4 protein-coding genes and 1 pseudogene are annotated in these 2,743 nt (G+C 28.1%); all 5 read left to right on the top strand.

The features are described 5' to 3' along the window. Nucleotides 1-345: pseudogene (locus H2279_RS08265) on the top strand (type VI secretion system Vgr family protein); the annotation flags it as partial. 244 nt (nucleotides 346-589) lie between these two features. Beyond that, complete coding sequence (locus tag H2279_RS08260; protein ID WP_337196245.1) at nucleotides 590-985, top strand: hypothetical protein; 396 nt, start codon at nucleotides 590-592, stop codon at nucleotides 983-985. 106 nt (nucleotides 986-1,091) lie between these two features. Then, nucleotides 1,092-1,328, top strand: a complete 237-nt coding sequence (locus H2279_RS08255) for a hypothetical protein (protein WP_337196244.1) — start codon at nucleotides 1,092-1,094, stop codon at nucleotides 1,326-1,328. Continuing rightward, nucleotides 1,325-1,999 carry a hypothetical protein gene (locus tag H2279_RS08250; RefSeq protein ID WP_337196243.1) on the top strand — a complete coding sequence of 225 codons (675 nt, stop codon included), beginning with the start codon at nucleotides 1,325-1,327 and terminating at the stop codon, nucleotides 1,997-1,999. Before H2279_RS08255 ends, H2279_RS08250 begins: the two co-directional genes overlap by 4 nt. Then, a partial coding sequence (locus tag H2279_RS08245) for a hypothetical protein (RefSeq protein WP_337196242.1) occupies nucleotides 1,989-2,743 on the top strand: 755 nt, incomplete at its 3' end. The genes H2279_RS08250 and H2279_RS08245, both read left to right, overlap by 11 nt.

Genomic DNA, 2,743 nt, shown 5'->3' with positions numbered 1-2,743 from the left:
GAAAATAAATTATTAATAGAAAAATCTTTAACCCAAACAATAGAAAAAGAATTTTTCCTCAATGTCCATCAAAATTTATCCGCCCATATACAAGATAATACATCTTTAAAGTCTAATTCTATGCAAACAAAGGTAGAAGAGCAATATTCTTTAGAATCAGAAAGTTCTACTTTTGACTTTCAAACAGATTGCGAAATTCAAGCGGGTAATCAAATCCTCCATCAAGTAGGCGATACTCAAATTATTGCTAAGAAAGATTGTGTGATTATTAAAGCAGGTGGAGTAGAAGTAGTTATAGACTCTAATGGGCTTGTAGTTAGAGGTGGAGAAGTAAGAGCAGAATAGATAAAGGATAAAAATGAGTAACAACACGGAAATCAAAGAACAAAACACTCGAGATGAAATTATTTGGGAAAGAAAAAAGTACAAGCCTTTATTTTTGCTTTATTGGATAACATATATTATTGGGTTATGTTTTTTTCTTTATTTGTTTCCTAGGATATTTGAAAAAGAAATAAATTATAAATGGTTTATAGGTTTTTTTATATTTCTTGTAGCAGTATATGCACTTGCACGAGCAATCTATAAAATGGCAAATATTAAAAGAATTTATGTCACAAAAGAAAAACTTGTGATTGAGTATTATATTAAAAATGATTTGGTTTTTCCTTTGGGAACTTTTTTTATATATTATCGTTGTTTGTCATATGCAATTTCTCCAGGACATATAGTGATACATACCTTTGGAGATAAGGCCAAAGAACACCTCGAACATAATATTTTTAACCAAGACAGTGACCCAAAAAATAGTTTTTTTGTAAGAATTAATACCATTATAAAGCCCCATGTAATGCCTTATTTGTTAAGCTTAAGTGATGAAGAATTTGAAAAAATCTTTTTCCATGTAAACGCCACTAGTAACATTAATACCACTTTCCTTAAAGAAGCAATAGAACTCAGAAAAGAGAAAAAAGATGTATATTGATAACAATTATAAATTATATCTTGAAAAATATATAGGAAAAAACCTAATATTAGAATCTGGGAGTTATGTTATCGGTATAGAGTCCAGTTTTTATCAAGGTATAACAATGAAAATTCTTTTATTAGATTGTAATGGCAAGGAATTATATGGTTTTATTGAATCCGCTAATACAAATTTTAATGAGCTTGCAAATTTTACAAAAAGTCATCTTATAAATTATCTTATTGGTTGCGAGAATATTAAATATCTTAAATTTACTGCTATCTATGGACTATTTCAACTTGAGCAGTATTACAATATAGATCTTAAAGAAATCGATAAGATAAGATTGGATAAAAAATGAGTATAGAAAATAACAACACGGAAATCAAAGAACAAGACGCGCGAGATGAAATTATTTGGGAGTTAAAACATAAAAAAACATTTGCTTTCTTTTGGTCTTGGATTGCTAGAATAGGATATTTAATAGTAGGCATATCGTTTATTGTAATTGCTTTGGAAAAATTTTTAAATAAAAATAATAATGGTTGGCTAATTAGTGCCATTCTTGCAATACTTATAATATTATGGTTTTTACAAAGCCCATTAATGTTATATAAGACACTAAATTTAAAGAAAATGTTCATAAAAAATGATAATTTAATATTGCAAAAATATATCGGCAAGGATATTAAAATAACATTAGGAAGTTTTTATGTCGATATTAGTTCTCCTGTTTTGTTTTCGGTGTTATTAGCGTGCGATAATGTGAGTATTATCGATTTTGATGGAAAAATAATTTATAATTTAGAGCTTATTGAAGATAATATAGAAAATCTTGATAAATTTTATAATATTTTAAAACCTTTTATTGCTGATTTTTTATCATCTTTAGATAAAGAAAGTTTTCATAATATACGTAATACTTTATTGTTTTTAATACACGATTCTCACACAAATTTTTATCAAAATAAAAATCAAATTGATCTTGACAAAATAGAAAAACTAAGAAAGGATAGAGAATTTGGAAAATAAGCAGCAAGTATATTCGCCTTATATAGCTTTGGAATTTTATTCTTATCAGCAAGAATTTACACAGATGCCTATTGATCGAAGGGATTTGGGTAATATGGGAACTTTTATCAATTATTCTATGATTATAGCAGGAGCTGGTTCAGGTGAATTACTGAATGACTATATGAGAGCGCAAGGTATTTCAAATACGATTAATGAATTTTACAAATATAAACTTATGGGTAATTTTGGTATTTTTTCTTATTTATTTAAAAAAGCAGAAGGTAAAGATAATGAAAGAGCCATTAAAGAAGTTGTTTTTGAAACTGGTGTTGGTATGTTAGCCACACATAAGATTACAAAGCAACTTGCCACTAGAGTAGCAACAAGGTTTAGTATTACTATGGCTGGGAGAATACTAGGAGGTTATGCTGGTTCTTTAGTCCCCGTGGCTGGGACAATAGTAGGTGCGGTAGTTGGAGGATGGATTGCTGGAAAGATTGAGGAATGGTGGTTTTCTGATGAGGATCAAGCTTTAGCAGAAGCTAAAGCTGAAAATGAGAGAATAAGAAAATTAGAAGAAGCTTATTTTTTAAAAATCAATCGTATCATCAATTATCTCATCACTCATCATTATATAGAATTAAGAGTGTTAAATGAAGAAGAAGCAGAAAAACTTTGCAAAGAAATAAATGATATTAATAGTTCTTATTTTAAAACCATTCTTTTAATGCTAAGTTTTCCTTATTATTTAGATAAAGATGA

This window comes from Campylobacter sp. B0100352/1 (assembly GCF_020135855.1).
GTDB lineage: Bacteria > Campylobacterota > Campylobacteria > Campylobacterales > Campylobacteraceae > Campylobacter_D > Campylobacter_D taeniopygiae.
Note: the sequence above shows the minus strand (reverse complement) of the source record. Positions and strands in the feature narration are given on the sequence as shown.